Annotated in this window: 11 protein-coding genes; 9 read left to right on the forward strand and 2 right to left on the reverse strand. The window is 35.9% G+C overall.

What is annotated here, in order from left to right; all coding sequences use genetic code 11:
* Nucleotides 1-152: 152 nt before the first annotated feature.
* Nucleotides 153-317, reverse strand: a complete 165-nt coding sequence (locus OOL07_RS08550) for a rubredoxin (protein WP_264696143.1) — start codon at nt 315-317, stop codon at nt 153-155.
* A gap of 96 nt (nt 318-413) precedes the next feature.
* On the opposite strand from OOL07_RS08550, the gene thiE reads away from it, so the two are divergent.
* The 9 genes from thiE to OOL07_RS08595 all read left to right on the forward strand — a co-directional run bounded on the left by thiE (nt 414) and on the right by OOL07_RS08595 (nt 13,446).
* Entirely contained in the window at nt 414-1,040 is a 627-nt protein-coding gene (gene thiE, locus OOL07_RS08555) for a thiamine phosphate synthase (RefSeq protein ID WP_264696145.1), read from the forward strand.
* Between the two features lie 104 nt (nt 1,041-1,144).
* Nucleotides 1,145-2,839: a mechanosensitive ion channel family protein gene (locus OOL07_RS08560; RefSeq protein ID WP_264696146.1), complete on the forward strand. Its 1,695-nt coding sequence runs from the start codon at nt 1,145-1,147 to the stop codon at nt 2,837-2,839.
* Between the two features lie 47 nt (nt 2,840-2,886).
* Nucleotides 2,887-4,167 carry a glutamate-1-semialdehyde 2,1-aminomutase gene (gene hemL / locus OOL07_RS08565; RefSeq protein ID WP_264696147.1) on the forward strand — a complete coding sequence of 427 codons (1,281 nt, stop codon included), beginning with the start codon at nt 2,887-2,889 and terminating at the stop codon, nt 4,165-4,167.
* Between the two features lie 124 nt (nt 4,168-4,291).
* Entirely contained in the window at nt 4,292-6,460 is a 2,169-nt protein-coding gene (gene uvrD, locus OOL07_RS08570) for a DNA helicase II (protein ID WP_264696148.1), read from the forward strand.
* A gap of 71 nt (nt 6,461-6,531) precedes the next feature.
* Nucleotides 6,532-7,065 carry an ATP-dependent zinc protease family protein gene (locus OOL07_RS08575; RefSeq protein ID WP_264696149.1) on the forward strand — a complete coding sequence of 178 codons (534 nt, stop codon included), beginning with the start codon at nt 6,532-6,534 and terminating at the stop codon, nt 7,063-7,065.
* A gap of 89 nt (nt 7,066-7,154) precedes the next feature.
* Nucleotides 7,155-8,108, forward strand: coding sequence for a hypothetical protein (locus OOL07_RS08580; RefSeq protein ID WP_264696150.1), 954 nt, complete (start codon nt 7,155-7,157; stop codon nt 8,106-8,108).
* Between the two features lie 640 nt (nt 8,109-8,748).
* On the forward strand, nt 8,749-9,159 hold the full coding sequence (locus OOL07_RS08585) for a hypothetical protein (RefSeq protein WP_264696152.1): 411 nt from the start codon (nt 8,749-8,751) through the stop codon (nt 9,157-9,159).
* A gap of 12 nt (nt 9,160-9,171) precedes the next feature.
* Complete coding sequence (locus OOL07_RS08590) at nt 9,172-12,471, forward strand: hypothetical protein (RefSeq protein ID WP_264696154.1); 3,300 nt, start codon at nt 9,172-9,174, stop codon at nt 12,469-12,471.
* Nucleotides 12,472-12,606: 135 nt separating this feature from the next.
* Complete coding sequence (locus OOL07_RS08595) at nt 12,607-13,446, forward strand: hypothetical protein (RefSeq protein WP_264696155.1); 840 nt, start codon at nt 12,607-12,609, stop codon at nt 13,444-13,446.
* Nucleotides 13,447-13,461: 15 nt separating this feature from the next.
* Here OOL07_RS08595 and secF read toward each other — a convergent pair whose 3' ends face one another.
* Nucleotides 13,462-14,400: a protein translocase subunit SecF gene (secF, locus tag OOL07_RS08600; protein ID WP_264696157.1), complete on the reverse strand. Its 939-nt coding sequence runs from the start codon at nt 14,398-14,400 to the stop codon at nt 13,462-13,464.
* Between the last annotated feature and the right edge of the window lie 248 nt (nt 14,401-14,648).

Consider the following 14,648-nt stretch of genomic DNA (forward strand, 5'->3'; position numbering starts at 1 on the left):
ATGCGTAATACCCGTTTTTTGCTATTTAAATAAAAATATAAAACTTGGTAGTTAGGGCATATTAAAGGATAGAGATAATTTTTATTATTAGAGTTATTTATTTTAAAATCTAGTGAGAATACTACTGCTCTGATATTAGGGTAAATGGTAATTTATACCTCTACCATTTCAAAATCATCTTTACTAGCTCCACATTCTGGACAAACCCAGCTTTCTGGTACATCTTTCCACTTTGTCCCTGCTGGAATACCATCGTCTGGCCAACCCTCTACTTCATCATAAATAAAGCCACAAATAATGCAAATATATCGTTTCATTTTTTATCCTTTGTTATAGTAAAAAATCTAATTTTATATCTATTTCTATAGAGCAAAACCTTATTAGGATTATACTAAAATTCGTAGTATTTGTTTATGACACATTTAATTTATGGTCTTTATGCAATTGTAGATACGGGAGTAGTCTCTCCCAATCATTTTCACAATGCAGCATCTGAAGCATTATTAGGAGGTGCCAACTTAATTCAATATCGGGATAAGAATCAGAGTCCTAAACAACGCTATGAGCAAGCTACAGATTTACGCCAACTATGCAGTCAACATAATGTGCCATTAATTATTAACGATGATATTGAGCTCGCTGCCCAAGTTAAAGCAGATGGTGTTCACTTAGGAAAAAATGATGGTTCTCTTTTAGCTGCTAGGCAAGCTTTAGGAGAAAAAGCAATTATTGGAATTTCATGCTATAACGAACTATCCAGAGCAATTGCTGCTTGGGAAGCAGGGGCTAGTTATATTGCTTTAGGTCGTTTCTTTCCCTCAATTACCAAGCCTAAACCTATTTTTGTTTCACTAGAACTATTAAAGGAAGTCCGGGAGAAGATACCTCTACCCATTGTTGCGATTGGAGGAATTACACCACAAAACGCCCTGCCAATTATTCAAGGAGGAGCTGATGCAATCGCCGTTATTGGTGGAATTTTTCGCCATCAAAACATCCGCCACCAAGCCATGGCTTATAAAAAATTATTTCCAAGCTGAGTATAATTTTTTTATAGATTTTATAATAGTAAAGTTCTATTTTCACGTTCAATATGAAAGTAATTTTATCTAAAATAAAAAGTTGATATTTAGTTAATTTCTATATGTTTTCAACCAATACTACCTACTCTATATTCTATAGAGTATTTATAGTAGCTGTTTTTTATGCTCTGGGACAAAGTAGTTTTGCCCAAAATCAGGAAACATTGCTCTATCCTCAGATTAGTGAAATTCAACCTAGCCCTGTTATTGGCTCTTTGGAACGGCAATGGATAAGAGTTATAGGCAATCATTTTACTTCTAAATCTACAGTAACGCTCCATCTCGGCGAAAGAGTTTTTCCTATTCCTCCAGAGCGCGTAAAATTTATCAGTAGTACTGAATTAGCAATTTATATTAATGTTTCTACAAAACCCTCTCTATGGAAGATACAGGTTCACAATAAAAGCAAAAGTACTACACCTTTTAATTTTAGCGTAGTAGATCTTGATCCTAAATCTGAGTTAAAACAACAAGGAGAAAAACTAGAAAGTGAACAAATACCAAATAATATAAGCATTTCTAAACAAAATAATGTTAAAGAATCAGAAAAAGGAAAAGAAATAGCATTATTAAATGAGAGGGAGAGAGGAATCCGTGAAGAAATGGATCAGGCAAAAGCAGCAATTTGGGAATTAAAAAAAGAAGTAGAAAAAGCTGCTACTGAAAAAGCGATCACGGAACAAGAAGCAGAAAAAAAATCACAACTGGCAAGTGCTGCTAAAGTACAAGTAGAGACTCTCCATGATATAGAAGACGGGATTCCAATTGACAGCAGCACTAAATCAAAAATTGAGGAATTAGCAGAGAAAGCTAAAACCTTTGCACAAGCTGCTATTGAAAGTAAAAGTAGACTCACTATTGCACAAACAAAAGAAGAATCCGCTAAGGAAAGGGTCGCAGAAAGTGAAGCTAAAATAGAAAAGTTAAGTGCAGCACTTACCCAATTGAAAAAACTAAAAGCTGATCAGCTTACTTGGATCGAAAAACTAATCAGCACTCTATGGATTATTGCTATTAGTTTTATTGTCTGGCTGGTTAAGAAAATTATTGTAAAAAGATTTGAAAATCCAGAAATAGAGGAAGAAGAAATACAAGAGGGTAGTTCCCGGCTGAGAACCCTTGCGTTATTTCTAAATTGGTTTGGTACACTTCTTATTATTATAGTAGCACTTTATCTAATCTTGGATACATTTGGGATTAACATGGCTCCTATTTTAGCTAGCTTAGGGTTTTTAGCTTTAGCTTTGAGTCTCGGAGGTCAACACTTAGTAAGAGATATTCTCCATGGTACGATTATCCTAATTGAGGGACAGTACAACATTAACGATGTAATTAGAGTAGAGGGAATTATTGCCAATGGATTTGCTGGGCGTGTAGAGAATATCAATTTACGCCGTACTCAATTAAGAGATATGCGGGGTAATGCTATTTATATTCCTAATGGTGATATTCGAACAGTCACAAATTTTACCAAAAATTATGGAAAAATGGTGGTTGATATCGGAGTGCCATTTAAAGAAAATACTGATCGGGTCATGGAAATCATGGAAGAGGTCATGAAGGAGATGCGCCAAGGACCCAAGTACGAAAAATTAGTCAAAAATTTTGAAATGTTTGGCATTGAAAGCTTAAAGAAAGAAGAAATTACTATTCGTTGTCGCTTTAAAACAGTAGCAGGTAAACAATGGCTTGTTGCTCGGGAATATCGGCGAAGATTGAAAAATAGATTTGATAAATTTGGCATAGAAATTTCTTAACCTATTAAATATATTATATTTTCAACTATTGAGGCCCTAGATAGACTATGGATCATACCAACAATTTATTTCAGCAAGCACAAAAATATATTCCTGGTGGAGTAAATTCCCCAGTACGCGCTTTTAAGGGCGTAGGTGGTGATCCTATTTTTTTCTCCCATGGTAAAGGTCCCTATTTGTACGATGTAAATGATCGTCCTTATATTGATTATGTTTGCTCATGGGGACCTTTAATTGTAGGTCATGCCCATCCAGAAGTGATTGGTGCAGTTCAAAGAGCAGCAGAGCAAGGCCTAGGTTTTGGGGCACCTACACCTGTTGAAGTAGAAATGGCAGAAACTCTTTGCCGTTTAGTACCTAGCATGGATTTAGTTCGTATGGTGAGCTCAGGCACTGAAGCTACTATGAGTGCTATTCGATTAGCAAGAGGGTTTACCAAGCGGGATAAAATATTAAAATTTGAAGGTTGTTACCATGGACATGGAGATTCTCTATTAGTTAAAGCAGGTTCCGGAGCATTAACTTTAGGGGTACCTACTTCTGGAGGGATTCCTGCCATCGTTGCAGAACAAACAATTGTACTTCCTTATAATGATTTAGAAACGGTACAGAAAGCTTTTCGGCAATTTGGGAATGATATTGCAGCGGTTATTGTCGAGCCTGTAGCAGGGAACATGAACTGTATACTACCAAGTCTTGGTTTTTTAGCAGGCTTAAGGAAAATATGTAATGATTATGATACTGTTCTCGTTTTTGACGAGGTTATGACTGGATTTCGAGTAGCATTAGGCGGAGCACAATCTCTCTATAATATTACTCCTGATCTTACTACCTTAGGAAAGGTAGTTGGTGGAGGATTACCTGTAGCTGCATTTGGAGGGAAAAAAGAAATTATGGAAATGATCGCACCTTTAGGTCCCGTATATCAGGCGGGAACCCTCTCTGGCAATCCAGTCGCAATGGCTGCAGGGTTAGCCACATTAAAGTTGATTCAAGTTCCAGATTTTTACAAAAATTTAACTAATCAAACTCAAAAATTAATTCAAGGACTCCTTGCTCGAGCAGAAGCAGCAGGTATTCATATGACTGCAAATCAAGTAGGTGGTATGTTTGGTTTGTTTTTCACAGAAAAAAAAGAAGTGACAGATTACCATCAGGCTACCCACTGTAATTCCGAGCGTTTTAAATTTTTCTTTCATGAAATGCTCAAAGAAGGAATTTATTTCGCCCCATCTGCGTTTGAAGCAGGCTTTGTCTCTAGTACCCACGGAGATAAAGAAATAGAGGCTACCCACCTAGCAGCAGAAAAAGTATTTTCCCGAATTTAATATTTTTTCTTTTTAATTCTTAAAGGAGATAGTTTATTAATTTATGCTATCTCCCAACTCTATTTGGTTTATCTCTTGAATTTAATGGAGATAAAGCAGCAAAAACCCTACTTATTAGTATTTCATGGATGTTTCCATTTCTCTACTACACTCTTTAAATAAGATTCAACAAGAAACTGTAAGTATTGCTCAGGGTCATTGTTTAGTACTTGCTGGTGCAGGCAGCGGAAAAACTCGAGTACTTACTCATCGAGTAGCATGGCTTGTTAAAAACCAAAACACCTCTCCGTTTAATCTTTTAGTAGTTACTTTTACCAATAAAGCTGCAGGAGAGATGCAAAAAAGAATAGAATCCCTTTTAGATCAATCTACCAAATCCCTATGGATAGGAACATTCCATAGACTCGCTCATCGTTTTTTGCGTATTCACTATCAAGAGGCAAGGCTTCCTAAAGAGTTTCAAATTTTAGATTCTGAGGATCAATTCCGTTTAATTCGCCAAATTTTAAAAAATCACAACTTAACTGATGAAACTAAGTGGTCTCCACGAAAAGTACAATGGTTTATTAACCATAATAAGGATAAGGGAGAATATCCTCAGCATATTCTAGATGATGGAAATCCAGATACCCAGAAAATGGTACAGATATATCTAGACTATCAAAGATACTGTGAACGAAATGGCTTAGTAGATTTTGCTGAACTATTATTACGATCCTATAAATTATGGCAATACTACCCAGATTTACTTACACACTACCAAACTAGGTTTACTCATATCCTTGTTGATGAATTTCAAGATACTAATGCTATTCAATATGAATGGCTTCGACTATTAATTGGTCAACAGGGAACACTATTTGCGGTAGGTGATGATGATCAAGCGATTTATGGTTGGCGAGGTGCTCGAGTTGAAAATATCCAACAGCTTACCCATGATTTTCCTTCTATTCGCACTATTCGCTTAGAGCAAAATTATCGCTCTACCAGTACTATTCTTGCAGCTGCTAATGCTGTGATTTCTTGTAATAAAGCAAGGCTAGGTAAAAACTTATGGACGGAGGATGAAAAAGGAATTCCTATTCAGATTTATAAAGGTTCTAATGAGCAAGAAGAAGCAAACTTTTGCCTTACTCAAATTTTAAGCTGGAAAAAACAGAAAGGCAGTTACGGTGATATAGCACTGCTTTACCGTACTAATGCTCAGTCTCGTATTTTTGAAGATCTTTTATTCCAGCATAAAATTCCCTATAGGATATATGGCGGATTGCGGTTTTTTGAAAGGTTGGAAATTAAAGATACCCTTGCTTACTTACGTTTTTTGATTCAAAGAGAGAACGACTCTGCATTTGGACGTATTATTAATATGCCTCCTCGAGGTATTGGTGCCCAAACCCTTTCTCAGATACGGGGATATGCTCAGAATCAAGCTATTTCTCTATGGCAAGCTACAATAAAACTTTTAGAGCAGAAATCTTTTACACCACGAAGCAATCACGCACTCAATAACTTTTGTCAATTTATTCAAGATATAGAAACAATATTTCAATCTAGCTCTTTAGCCCAGCTGACTGAATATATTCTTGAGAAAAGCGGTTTAGTTACACATTATGAAAAAGATAAAAGCGAGCGTGGCCAAGCTCGGCTAGATAATCTTAAAGAACTTATTCAAGCTATTGCCCAATTTCAACCTGAGGATTCAAATTCAGAAAGACTATCTTCATTTCTTGCCTATACTACCCTTGGAGAGGAGGATCCTAAACAAACACAGCAGACTAATACTTATGTGCAGTTGATGACATTACATGCAGCTAAAGGGCTAGAATTTCCTTTAGTTTTTATAGTAGGTATGGAAGAAAGTTTATTCCCAAATGCTCAATCTTTTTCTAATTCAAGTAAATTAGAGGAAGAGCGCCGCCTTTGTTATGTGGGGATGACACGAGCAAGATCTCAGCTCTATCTCACTTACGTAAATTGTCGCCGTCTCTATGGATCAGAAAGTTATCCTAAACCTTCTCGATTTATTTCTGAAATCCCTGATCAACTTACCCAAGGATTGGGGATGCACCAAGCTACAAACACTATCCAAATTTCTCCATCTACTTATTCTAAAGAAGAATCTCCAAAAAGTCTGCAATTTAGGAAGGGTCAGCGAGTACATCATCCTAAATTTGGAGAAGGTGTTTTATTAGCTATCATCGGAGAGGGTGAAACTGCAGAGGTAGAAGTAAAATTTTATTCCTTTGGGATAAAACAGCTAGCATTGATATACGCTAAGCTCCGATCTATTTAATTATTCATAATTTCCCCCTATTTTTCCTTATATGTAGAGGGCATTAATTAATCAATTAAGAAAAGTAAATAATGCTTTACCGCAGAATCAAGCTTTTCTGTATTTTTTTATTGTTTGCTACTCACTTTCAAATCGGTTGGAGTAAAATTCTATTAGGCTGGCTTGAATATATAGAATTTCCTGAATTAGGCATTGTAGCTAAAGCAAAAATGGATACGGGTACCTTCCTTTCTTCTCTTCATAGCATTGATAAAGAGTATTTTCAAAAAAATGGAGAAAAATGGGTGCGGTTTATCTTAGAAATAGAAAATCAACGTGCTAAGAAGAAACACAAAAAAACTCACCTAATAGTAGAACGACCCATTGAACGATTCACTTCGGTGATAAGCTCTAATGGCATAAGCAATCGTCGTCCAGTAGTGCTGATGACAATATGCTTAGGGAATCAATTATATCAGGAGCAATTTACCCTCAATGATCGTAGCCATATGATTTATCCTATTTTAATAGGACGAAAAAGTATTGAGCATATGGGATTAATTGATGTAAGCCACATCTATACGATGCAGCAGCCTCAATGCAATTCTAAGAATAATATTAATTAATAACGATATATTTTTTTATTTGTAGAAGTTTATAAAAACAATATATACTTAGTTTTCTAAAAAAAGTATCATATTTAATGAGTAAAACCATGATTATCAAAATAAAGTTATATATATTATCGTTATTATCTTTAATTTTTTTCACTCACTCAGCTTTTGCAATACAATTTTATCCAGAAAATGGTTGGTGGTGGAATCCTCAACAATCTGGAAGTGGTTACAATATTGAAGTACAAAATGATACCCTGTTTGTTGCTACCTTTGTTTATGACAATCAGGGACAACCTACTTGGTTTTCAGGAAGTGCTAATAATTTAAGCAGCAGTGACAGCACTGTTATTGTTGCGCTACAAAAATCAGAGGGTGGTGCTTGTTTAGGCTGTACTTATACTGCCCCACAAACTGGAGATGCTGGTATTCCTCTTACCCTAAGCTTCACTGATGAAGGTCATGGCACGGTAGTGATTAATGGCCAATCTATTCCTATTGAGCGATATGATTTTGCCTATGGAGATGGATTGGCTATCCTCCAAGGATCGTGGGTTGTCAGTGCTCCCTTTACTTCTAGTACTACAACTGCCAGCGATTTTGGTTATACTGATATCCTTGCTTATACTCAGATGAGCAATGGCCAAGCATCGGGCCAGGGACTTGCAGGGCAAACTATCGTAGCCCAAGGAAGTAGTAATAATTCTTTTATTAGCCGTACCCAAGCATCTGCACAACAAGATTTAGTTGCATCATTCATGTTAGTTGGGTTAAATACTATTTTTGGAACAGCGGCACTGGTCAATTCTAATGCTACTGATCAAGATATTAATACTGCATTAAATAATGCAGTAACTAATAACGCAATATTTATCGGCTATCGCTCTACTCCTATATTAGGACTACCTAGCAGCAATCAACAACCTACTTCTGTCAAAGCTCAGTCTATTAACGAATCTGCTAATAGTCCTATAAAGAATTTTCCTAAAGCAGAAAATTTAATAGATTCAATTAAGTTAGGAACTACTGGAATAGAAATTCCAAACTTTAATTAGTTATTAATTTTTTTAGTGCATTGCTAATTTAGGCTACCCATCTATTTTTGGTGGGTAGCCTAGATTGATTTATCCTGTTAAATTATCCACTTGTTATTAAAAATAGCTAGTTTAGGAGGGCTAGTAAAAGATATTGTTAAATATAAAATCAATATAAACATATAAAACCATTAATACCAAGAAAAAGAAAGTTTATGAAAATAATCTATAAATTAATATTTAGTGTTTTTTTTTATTCTTTACTAAATATGCTACTGCAGTTTCTCCAGAAAATGGTTGGTGGCGAGATTTTGACCAACCAGGAACGGGTTATAATATAGAAACTCAAGATAATACTTTATTTGTAACCATCTTTACCTACGACAGTCAGGGTAATCCTATCTGGTATTCTGGATCTGGACCATTATCAGATGATATAACAACCATAAATCTTCTCCAGTCTGTTGGGGGATCTTGCTTTACTTGTGCTTACACGACAGCCACAACAAGTGATAGTGGTATAGAAATTACCTTTAGTTTTACCGATTCAGGTCATGGTAGTACCACTGTAAATAATCAAACCATCCCTATTGAGCCATTTAATTTTGGTTATGAAAAAAACGCTTTACGTATTATAGGTAACTGGACTATAAGTGCCCCTTTGATTACTAGATCAAGCGGCATTTACGGATTCTCTAGCGTAGTTTCATATATTCCAAGTAGCGATTCAGTAATAGGTAAAAGCATATCTGGGAGTAGCCAATTATTCATTACAAAGGAAAATTCAGACGTATTTATTACAACCCTGCCAATCTCTAACCAAGAGAATTTAGTAGCTGCTTTTATATTTAATGGCTTAAATGAAATTCAAGGAAAAGCAGTGATACTTGATTCTGGTGCTACAGAGCAAGAAATGGGTAATGCACTTAATCAAGATGGAACCTTATTAATTGGGTTTCGAAATAATTTAATAATTAACACGCCATCTGATCAAAGCTCTAGTATGTCACTCATTACGAATAGTCAGGTAGATACGGCTATTAAAAATATAGATTTTTCAGTAACTCCTTAAGGAAATATTGTAATGAAGCGTATATTAATATTTTTTAGTTTTATTTTTGCTATCAATATATCTCATGCAGCTGCTATTGCTCCAGAGAGTGGTAAGTGGTGGAATCCTCAAAATCCAAATATAAGTTATAGCATTGAAGCACAAGATAATACCCTATCCATAGTTACTTTTACCTATGATGATCAAGGTAATCCTGAGTGGTACTCAGGCTTTGGTCAAGTTGCAGCAGATAGCTCAATAGCTATTGATTTATTTAAATCAGAGGGTGGATCTTGTATAGGCTGCTCATATGTCACTCCTACTCAAAGTGATAGTGGTACAGAGATATTGCTAAGTTTTACTGATTCAGGTCATGGTAACTTATCCATAGATGATCAGCTCATAACTATTGAAAGGTTTAATTTTAGCCAAAAAAGTAGTGAAGAGAGAATTTTAGGTAATTGGGTAGTTAGTGCACCGTTTGTAGGTCGAGAGGATGGATCTACTGGATATTCCGATATCGTCTCTTTTTCTGAAAATAATGGGGTTATCACTGGTGAGGGAATATTTAATCAGCTAGGATCTTTATCTCAATTAGATGAAAATGGAACATTTCTTAGTATTGTTCCTATCTCAACAGATAAGAATTTAGCAACTCTTTTTACTTTAAATGATATAAATACTTTTGTAGGTAAAGCCTCTATTTTAGATCCCAGCTTAACCCAACAAGAGATAATAGATATATTAAATAGCCAAGGTACACAAACGCTAGGCATTAGAGATAATACAGCAACCGATTTTAGGCTATCAGATATTAGCATAGCTTTTAATAATCTCGAAAATTTAACTTTATTGCCAGTATCTACAAATCAAAACTCTGTTAGTACACAATTTGGAAGTAGCACGATCCAAAGTGTAAGTACTACACAACCAGCTGATTCAGCAGCTATAAATGCTGGACTAGCAAATGCATTTAGTCAGTTACAGTTTGCTGCTTCCAATACAGCTGCACTTTTTGGCAGTGCATTAAACACTAGCCCTAATACTCTAGCATTATCAGGTAGCCCTAATACTACTCTAGTATGGCATGGCACAGTTCTGACAACTCCTCCAACCTCTACAACTACAGAACCACCTCCACCTCAATCTTCAGCTTCACCTCCACCTCAATCTTCAGCTTCACCTCCACCTCAATCTTCAGCTTCACCTCCACCTCAATCTTCGGCATCAACTGCTAGTTGTTCATCTTTTACCGGATTTAAATCTACAGGTAGTTTACCTCAGCCATACCTGTGTTCAAATGGATTGGCTACTTTTGGTCAAATCTTTGATAGAGGTGTAGTACCTACAGGTAAGACAATTACTACTCAATATGATACTCAGGTAGATATTAAGGCAAGATGGGATGACGGTAGCGTAAAACATGCAGTGATTACAGTAGATGGGCAACAAGGATTTATTAACTTTAGTATCATTAATCCTCCAGTTAGCCAAACAGCTGCAAATTATAGCGATCCGGGCACTACCCTAACTTTAACGAGCGGTCAAAATTATAGTAGTCAAGCTATGCCGTTAAAAACAACTTGGTTAAGTGGTCCTTTAGTAGTTGAGGAAATTTTAGAGGATCATAGCGATCCAAATCTTGTGGTACAGTTCCATGTACGTCATTATAATAATGGATCTACTCGTACTGAAACAGTAGTTGAGAACTCTAAAGCTTATGCACCTCAGAATACTGTTACTTATACAGCACAGATTACATCAGGTAGTGCTACCTTTAATACAGGGCAGCTTACTCACTATAAAGCACAACGTTGGCACCATGCACTTTGGTATAACAATCAAAAGCTAGATAATTATGTTGTGCAAGACACACCCTATATGACACAGGTTGGGGTCATTGATAGATATCAAGCTAATATTCAACCCTCGCAGAGTTATTTGAGCAAAATGCGCCAATCTTGCGCACCTTTAAATAACTGCGAATACCTTGCCCAAATGGGAGATGCAGGCTTAAGTGAAATGATTGGTCCTCTACCGCGTTGGACTACCAGCTATGTCACTTATCCACAGGATAAGCGCACTTTCACCTATATGCTGGCCGGTGATGACGGAATGGGAGCTTACGATATTCACTTTAGGGAGAATAATCAAAACGGTACCTTAAGTAATACGGCACTTAATTACTATCCCTTAAGCATTGTTGAGCATCCTGGTGTTTCTTTAATCGCATGGATCTACTCTACCCCTCAAGATAAACTTCCTTGTAATCCAAGCCTTTGCACTGCAGCTGGAGTAGGTTATAAAAATGGAAACAGTAATAGTTGGGATAACTCTCATCAGCCTTCAACCGCTTTTATTCCTTACATGGTAACTGGCGATTACTACTGGATGGAAGAGTTAGCATTCGTTGTATCTAATAACCTTATATGGGGGCATCCAACTTATCGAGAAGGAAGTAAAGGTAATATAGATGGTACAATTAGCCAAGTACGAGGTAAAGCATGGACATTTAGAGAAATTGCTCATGGAGCATATTTATTACCTAATGAATCTTCAACAGCATACCCAACTACAAATGAAATTAACACAATACTAAATTATAATATTAATTTCTTCGTTACCTCTTATGCGAATAAGCAATGTATAACCATACCAGGTGTAACACAATCACCTGATTGTGCAAATAGTATTGGTCAATTATCAACAAGTACAACTTACCCTGGACCTTATAATAATGTGCCTAATTCATCTATTTCACCATGGATGCATAGTTACTTTGTTTGGGCAATGCAACATATTTATATGCTAGATCGCAGGGATAGCACAGTGCGTAATATACAACCGCTTGTCCAATTTACTGCTCAATTAGAGCTTGGGATGTTTGGTCCTTACAACTCGACTGGTTATTGTTGGATAGTAGCAAGTGCTGATCGAGTCAGTGCCAAAGATGGTAGTGATAATTGGTTAGCTACTATTGCGGATATGTTTAATATATCTTTCCCTGATGCTATAGGAAAAACTTGCCCATCTGCGGATATGTCTCAAGCCTTAGGTAATAATTGGGCTGTCCTGCATGGTGGTCCTGACACACTTGATGCGAGCAAGCCAGCACGAATGTTTGCATCCTATGGAACTGCTGGTGATTATCCAGATTATATGCAAATCGGTTTAGCAGCTGCTATTGACAGTGGTTCATCTGAAGCTACAAACTACGGATCAACAGCTTGGGCAAACTACAAATCGGAATACTACAATGCACAACGTGAATCTGCTCATAATGATTGGCCTGTTTGGGCAGTAATACCACGTAGTCTTAACGCTAATAAGTAATAAAAACTATCAAATCTTTTAAGGGATTTCTAATATTAGAGATCCCTTTTTTATTTGAGTTGAAAAGTAATAATAATGAAAAATATATTTAACATAATAATTCTAACATTTTTTTCTTACAGTGTTTTTGCTGTAATGCCAGAAAATAGTTGGTGGTGGAATCCTCAACAATTTGGAGGTGGATACAATATTAAAATGGAAAACAATACTCTATTTATAGCTACCTTTATTTACAACCAACAAAGACAACCTATTTGGTATTCAGGAAATATTGATAATATAGAGAGTAGTAAAAATACTATTACTATAGATCTTTTCGAGTCCCAAGGGGGCACTTGCTCAAGTTGTACTGATATAACAGTACAATCTCCCACTCATCCCGCTATGGAATTTACTTTAAGTTTTACCGATGAAAATCATGGAATTATAATCTCTCAAAATCAGTCTATTCCTATTGAACGGTTTTATTTTAATAGCTCAGAGGGAATGACGAAAGTGGTAGGTGCTTGGTCGGTAAATTTACCTTATATAAAAAGAGAAAATGGAATTATTGGATTTGCAGATATAGTTTTTCTTTCACAAATTAACAGTCATCAAATTGTAGATAGAAGTTCTCGTACAATTATCTCTCAAACAAATATACCAAATGTTTATGTAAGTTTAAATAAAACTTCAGAGAAACAGTATCTTGCAACAGTAAGTGTTTTACAGAGTTCAAACTTATTATCTGGAATAGCTGCAATAGTAGATAGTACGGCTAGCATAGAACAAATAGATAATACACTTCAAAACAATGGGACATTAATGCTAGGTTATCGCAGTGGATTTATTAAAAATTTAGATATTACTTATCCCCTGCCTCCACTACAAGATCAAGAGATAAGCACAATGAGCGTCCTACTTAACAAGCTTGCCAAATCAGTGGATTTTATACTTTTAAATAAGATTACTCATTTAAATACCATACAACACTAGTAAAGTATTTTTTTCTTAAACTATATTACCTTGATTAGGATCTCTGCGTTCTGCTTGGAAATGACTTTTGTTTACGCCTAAATAAAGAGCAATTGGGCTTGCAATATAGATAGAGGAATAAGTACCTACTACAATACCGATAATTAAAGCCAAAGAGAAATTATGAAGGGCTTTACCACCCAGAAAATAAAATACCACAAGTACCATTAAAGTAAGAGCACTGGTCATGATAGTGCGAGAGAGGGTATCATTAATGGCTCGGTTTAATACCTCAATAGTAGTTGCTTTACGCAGTTTATGAAAGTTTTCTCGAATCCGATCAGCAATAATTACTGTATCATTTAGAGAATAGCCAATTACTGCAAGGACTGCTGCAAGTACTGTTAAATCAAATTCCAGTTTAAAAAGTGAAAATACACCCAGAATTACTAAAACATCATGAACAAGGGCAACAATAGCCCCAACTGCGAATCGGTATTCAAATCGAAAAGTAACATAAATCAGAATACCTACCGCAGCGTAAAACATAGCTACCCAACCATCAGTGGCAAGTTCCTCCCCTACTTCTGGACCGACAAACTCCACACGTCGTAAATCGATGGAATAATTATTTCCTTGATTTAAGGCTTGTAGTATTTCATTGCCTACCTTTTCACCATTATTTTCTCCTTTTTGAGGCGCTAGACGAATCATCACTTCTCTAGTAGTGCCAAAGTGCTGTACAAGCACATCTTCGTACCCTTCTTTAGCTAAGGCACTGCGCACTTCTGATAAATCTGCAGGTTGATCGTAGCCTACTTCTATGAGTATTCCTCCCGTATAATCTAGTCCAAAATTAAGACCATAGAAGATTAAAAAAATAACTGAGAGTACATTTATGGCAGTAGATAGACTAAGTGCTATACGGCGTTTGCCCATAAAATCAAACTGGGTTTTATTCTTAAAAATTTCCATGGTATTTTTTAGATAATCACTGTGTGATGGATGATAATTTTAGAGGTTAATTATAAACGTAAAGAGAAAATATATACTAATTATAGCTAGGGAAATTTTTTTGTTTATGCTATCCTCTGGCTTATTAGATACTGCTGTCTTAAATAACGCTGCTTAGGGTCAAATATATCAGTATCTGATCTATCTTTTCAATAATGAGCATTTAAATGCTTATATTGATAGGCAACAATAAAGCGCTGTAGCTAAGG

The sequence above is a fragment of the Candidatus Nitrosacidococcus sp. I8 genome (assembly GCF_945836005.1).
In the GTDB taxonomy this organism is placed as follows: domain Bacteria; phylum Pseudomonadota; class Gammaproteobacteria; order Nitrosococcales; family Nitrosococcaceae; genus Nitrosacidococcus.

What these genes read in the sequence shown, in the direction of transcription:
- OOL07_RS08550 (WP_264696143.1), bottom strand. Translation starts at nt 317, where the DNA reads ATGAAACGATATATTTGCATTATTTGTGGCTTTATTTATGATGAAGTA.
- thiE (WP_264696145.1), top strand. Translation starts at nt 414, where the DNA reads ATGACACATTTAATTTATGGTCTTTATGCAATTGTAGATACGGGAGTA.
- OOL07_RS08560 (WP_264696146.1), top strand. Translation starts at nt 1,145, where the DNA reads ATGTTTTCAACCAATACTACCTACTCTATATTCTATAGAGTATTTATA.
- hemL (WP_264696147.1), top strand. Translation starts at nt 2,887, where the DNA reads ATGGATCATACCAACAATTTATTTCAGCAAGCACAAAAATATATTCCT.
- uvrD (WP_264696148.1), top strand. Translation starts at nt 4,292, where the DNA reads ATGGATGTTTCCATTTCTCTACTACACTCTTTAAATAAGATTCAACAA.
- OOL07_RS08575 (WP_264696149.1), top strand. Translation starts at nt 6,532, where the DNA reads ATGCTTTACCGCAGAATCAAGCTTTTCTGTATTTTTTTATTGTTTGCT.
- OOL07_RS08580 (WP_264696150.1), top strand. Translation starts at nt 7,155, where the DNA reads ATGATTATCAAAATAAAGTTATATATATTATCGTTATTATCTTTAATT.
- OOL07_RS08590 (WP_264696154.1), top strand. Translation starts at nt 9,172, where the DNA reads ATGAAGCGTATATTAATATTTTTTAGTTTTATTTTTGCTATCAATATA.
- OOL07_RS08595 (WP_264696155.1), top strand. Translation starts at nt 12,607, where the DNA reads ATGCCAGAAAATAGTTGGTGGTGGAATCCTCAACAATTTGGAGGTGGA.
- secF (WP_264696157.1), bottom strand. Translation starts at nt 14,400, where the DNA reads ATGGAAATTTTTAAGAATAAAACCCAGTTTGATTTTATGGGCAAACGC.